Below are 5,344 nucleotides of genomic sequence, written 5' to 3' on the forward strand. Positions count from 1 at the left end.
GCCGGGCCGTTGCGCACCCCCGTGTGTGGTGGTCTGGTTTTCAGCTGGTTTCGAATTTTGTGCAGCCGCGTTCTTGCCGTTATTTCCGGTGGGTGTGGTTGTGTCTGTTTGATTTTTTGTTTTCAACGGAGAGTTTGATCCTGGCTCAGGATGAACGCTGGCGGCGTGCTTAACACATGCAAGTCGAACGATGATCTCCAGCTTGCTGGGGGGATTAGTGGCGAACGGGTGAGTAACACGTGAGTAACCTGCCCTTGACTCTGGGATAAGCCTGGGAAACTGGGTCTAATACCGGATATGACCATCTGGCGCATGTCATGGTGGTGGAAAGCTTTTGTGGTTTTGGATGGACTCGCGGCCTATCAGCTTGTTGGTGGGGTAATGGCCTACCAAGGCGACGACGGGTAGCCGGCCTGAGAGGGTGACCGGCCACACTGGGACTGAGACACGGCCCAGACTCCTACGGGAGGCAGCAGTGGGGAATATTGCACAATGGGCGAAAGCCTGATGCAGCGACGCCGCGTGAGGGATGACGGCCTTCGGGTTGTAAACCTCTTTCAGTAGGGAAGAAGCGAAAGTGACGGTACCTGCAGAAGAAGCGCCGGCTAACTACGTGCCAGCAGCCGCGGTAATACGTAGGGCGCAAGCGTTATCCGGAATTATTGGGCGTAAAGAGCTCGTAGGCGGTTTGTCGCGTCTGCTGTGAAAGACCGGGGCTCAACTCCGGTTCTGCAGTGGGTACGGGCAGACTAGAGTGCAGTAGGGGAGACTGGAATTCCTGGTGTAGCGGTGAAATGCGCAGATATCAGGAGGAACACCGATGGCGAAGGCAGGTCTCTGGGCTGTAACTGACGCTGAGGAGCGAAAGCATGGGGAGCGAACAGGATTAGATACCCTGGTAGTCCATGCCGTAAACGTTGGGCACTAGGTGTGGGGGACATTCCACGTTTTCCGCGCCGTAGCTAACGCATTAAGTGCCCCGCCTGGGGAGTACGGCCGCAAGGCTAAAACTCAAAGGAATTGACGGGGGCCCGCACAAGCGGCGGAGCATGCGGATTAATTCGATGCAACGCGAAGAACCTTACCAAGGCTTGACATGAACCGGAAAGACCTGGAAACAGGTGCCCCGCTTGCGGTCGGTTTACAGGTGGTGCATGGTTGTCGTCAGCTCGTGTCGTGAGATGTTGGGTTAAGTCCCGCAACGAGCGCAACCCTCGTTCTATGTTGCCAGCGGTTCGGCCGGGGACTCATAGGAGACTGCCGGGGTCAACTCGGAGGAAGGTGGGGACGACGTCAAATCATCATGCCCCTTATGTCTTGGGCTTCACGCATGCTACAATGGCCGGTACAAAGGGTTGCGATACTGTGAGGTGGAGCTAATCCCAAAAAGCCGGTCTCAGTTCGGATTGGGGTCTGCAACTCGACCCCATGAAGTCGGAGTCGCTAGTAATCGCAGATCAGCAACGCTGCGGTGAATACGTTCCCGGGCCTTGTACACACCGCCCGTCAAGTCACGAAAGTTGGTAACACCCGAAGCCGGTGGCCTAACCCTTGTGGGGGGAGCCGTCGAAGGTGGGACCGGCGATTGGGACTAAGTCGTAACAAGGTAGCCGTACCGGAAGGTGCGGCTGGATCACCTCCTTTCTAAGGAGCTGCTAACAACTTGCTGTTGCCCTGCATGGGGTGGTGGTGGTTGTCAGTGTTGCCCATTGCGCAGGCGTTTGTTCTGCGGTGGGTGCTCATGGGTGGAATATCAACAAATCAAAGTTTTTTTGGCATGGCCTTGCTGGTTGTGTCCTGGTGTTAGTACGGTGCTGCTGCTTCCCCTGTGGGGGTGTGGTGGTGTTGGGAACGTGCCGGGGCGTGGTTGTGGGGGTTGTGTTTGGCGCACTGTTGGGTCCTGAGGCAACAGGACCTTTTTGCAGCAATGCAGGGGGGGNTGGTGGTGGGGGTGGTTGACGGGGTTGTTGTTTGAGAACTACATAGTGGACGCGAGCATCTAGAACACACACACGTTGTGCCGGCCTTCGGGTTGGTGGGTGTGTGTTCTTACAGCAATTTCTTATGAATGAACCTGGCCCTTGTGGTCATGGTTCTCTCGAATAGATGATGCATGACTGAACGTAAGTTTGGTTTGTGTGTGGTCAAGTTTTTAAGGGCACACGGTGGATGCCTTGGCATTAGGAGCCGAAGAAGGACGTAGGAATCTGCGATAAGCCTGGGGGAGTTGATAACCGAGCGTTGATCCCAGGATGTCCGAATGGGGAAACCCCGCACAACGCCGCAGGGTGATTGTGTGACCCGCATCTGAACACATAGGGTGCGTGGGGGGAACGCGGGGAAGTGAAACATCTCAGTACCCGCAGGAAGAGAAAACAAGAGTGATTCCGTTAGTAGTGGCGAGCGAACGCGGATCAGGCTAAACCGTTTCATGTGTGATAGCCGGCGGGCGTTGCATGGGCGGGGTTGTGGGACTTTCCGTACTGGTTCTGCCGGACTGGTGGGGTGAGGTGCAGGCATAGGTGAACGGTCTTGAAAGGCCGGCCAGAGAGGGTGTGAGCCCCGTAACCGTAATGTTGTGTGCCGCCTGGAGAGGATCCCAAGTAGCACGGGGCCCGAGAAATCCCGTGCGAATCTGTCAGGACCACCTGATAAGCCTAAATACTTCCTAATGACCGATAGCGGACCAGTACCGTGAGGGAAAGGTGAAAAGTACCCCGGGAGGGGAGTGAAACAGTACCTGAAACCGTGTGCTTACAATCCGTCGGAGCCAGTCTGATTCTGGTGACGGCGTGCCTTTTGAAGAATGAGCCTGCGAGTTAGTGTTACGTCGCGAGGTTAACCCGTGTGGGGTAGCCGTAGCGAAAGCGAGTCTGAACAGGGCGAGTGTAGTGGCGTGATCTAGACCCGAAGCGGAGTGATCTACCCATGGCCAGGTTGAAGCGACGGTAAGACGTCGTGGAGGACCGAACCCACTTCAGTTGAAAATGGAGGGGATGAGCTGTGGGTAGGGGTGAAAGGCCAATCAAACTCCGTGATAGCTGGTTCTCCCCGAAATGCATTTAGGTGCAGCGTTGCGTGTTTCTTGCCGGAGGTAGAGCTACTGGATGGCCGATGGGCCCTACAAGGTTACTGACGTCAGCCAAACTCCGAATGCCGGTAAGTGAGAGCGCAGCAGTGAGACTGTGGGGGATAAGCTTCATAGTCGAGAGGGAAACAGCCCAGACCACCAACTAAGGCCCCTAAGCGTGTGCTAAGTGGGAAAGGATGTGGAGTTGCGAAGACAACCAGGAGGTTGGCTTAGAAGCAGCCATCCTTGAAAGAGTGCGTAATAGCTCACTGGTCAAGTGATTCCGCGCCGACAATGTAGCGGGGCTCAAGTACACCGCCGAAGTTGTGGATTTCACACGGTACCCTAGCCTTCGTGGTTCAGGGGTGTGGAGTGGTAGGGGAGCGTCGTGTGGGCAGTGAAGTCGCGGTGGAAACCAGCGGTGGAGCCTACACGAGTGAGAATGCAGGCATGAGTAGCGAAAGACGGGTGAGAAACCCGTCCGCCGAATGATCAAGGGTTCCAGGGTCAAGCTAATCTGCCCTGGGTAAGTCGGGACCTAAGGCGAGGCCGACAGGCGTAGTCGATGGACAACGGGTTGATATTCCCGTACCGGCGAAAAACCGCCCATGCCAAGCGGGGGATACTAACCGCCCGGAGCCTGCCCGCCCACCCTTGTGGTGTGTGGGTTTTGGCCGAGCGCGGGACCTGATCCCGGGAGGTAAGCGTATTAACAGGTGTGACGCAGGAAGGTAGCCGGGCCGGGCGATGGTTGCCCCGGTCCAAGGATGTAGGGTCAGGGATAGGCAAATCCGTTCCTGTGTGCTTCGAGCACGATCCTGAGATCTGATGGGACTCCCGTTTGGGGGGATCCGGTGATCCTATGCTGCCAAGAAAAGCATCGACGCGAGGTTTTAGCCGCCCGTACCCCAAACCGACACAGGTGATCAGGTAGAGAATACCAAGGCGATCGAGAGAATTATGGTTAAGGAACTCGGCAAAATGCCCCCGTAACTTCGGGAGAAGGGGGGCCTGCCCCGTGATGGAGACGTGCTCTCCGTGAGCGGGTGTGGGCCGCAGAGACCAGGGGGAAGCGACTGTTTACTAAAAACACAGGTCCGTGCGAAGTCGCAAGACGATGTATACGGACTGACTCCTGCCCGGTGCTGGAAGGTTAAGAGGACCGGTTAGCCCCTTTGCGGGCGAAGCTGAGAATTTAAGCCCCAGTAAACGGCGGTGGTAACTATAACCATCCTAAGGTAGCGAAATTCCTTGTCGGGTAAGTTCCGACCTGCACGAATGGAGTAACGACTTCCCCGCTGTCTCAACCATAAACTCGGCGAAATTGCAGTACGAGTAAAGATGCTCGTTACGCGCAGCAGGACGGAAAGACCCCGAGACCTTTACTATAGTTTGGTATTGGTGTTCGGAGTGGCTTGTGTAGGATAGGTGGGAGACGTTGAAACCCGGACGCCAGTTCGGGTGGAGTCATCGTTGAAATACCACTCTGGTCACTTTGGACATCTAACTTCGGCCCGTGATCCGGGTCAGGGACAGTGCCTGATGGGTAGTTTAACTGGGGCGGTTGCCTCCTAAAAAGTAACGGAGGCGCCCAAAGGTTCCCTCAGCCTGGTTGGCAATCAGGTGTCGAGTGTAAGTGCACAAGGGAGCTTGACTGTGAGAGAGACATCTCAAGCAGGGACGAAAGTCGGGACTAGTGATCCGGCGGTACATTGTGGAATGGCCGTCGCTCAACGGATAAAAGGTACCTCGGGGATAACAGGCTGATCTTGCCCAAGAGTCCATATCGACGGCATGGTTTGGCACCTCGATGTCGGCTCGTCGCATCCTGGGGCTGGAGTAGGTCCCAAGGGTTGGGCTGTTCGCCCATTAAAGCGGTACGCGAGCTGGGTTTAGAACGTCGTGAGACAGTTCGGTCCCTATCCGCTGCGCGCGCAGGAAATTTGAGAAGGGCTGTCCTTAGTACGAGAGGACCGGGACGGACGAACCTCTGGTGTGTCAGTTGTACTGCCAAGTGCACCGCTGATTAGCTACGTTCGGATGGGATAACCGCTGAAAGCATCTAAGCGGGAAGCTCGCTTCAAGATGAGATTTCCATACACAATTTGTGTGAGAGGCCCCCAGCCAGACCACTGGGTTGATAGGCCGGATGTGGAAGCGAGGACCAAAGACTCGTGAAGCTGACCGGTACTAATAGGCCAACAACTTACACCACACACAACACTGCACGCGTCCACTATGTGGTTCCCGAACAACAACCGTTCCAGGAACCAA

Annotated in this window: 2 rRNA genes; both read left to right on the plus strand. The window is 55.9% G+C overall.

From position 1 onward, the window contains the following. The first annotated feature begins 122 nt into the window (after window positions 1-122). Window positions 123-1,644, plus strand: a 16S ribosomal RNA gene (locus ACFX4T_RS25490). Between the two features lie 498 nt (window positions 1,645-2,142). Beyond that, window positions 2,143-5,285, plus strand: a 23S ribosomal RNA gene (locus ACFX4T_RS25495). Together the 16S and 23S rRNA genes form the textbook arrangement of a ribosomal RNA operon. The last annotated feature ends 59 nt before the right edge of the window (window positions 5,286-5,344 follow it).

The sequence above is a fragment of the Paenarthrobacter sp. YIM B13468 genome, assembly GCF_042788025.1.
GTDB classification, from domain to species: Bacteria; Actinomycetota; Actinomycetes; order Actinomycetales; family Micrococcaceae; genus Arthrobacter; species Arthrobacter aromaticivorans.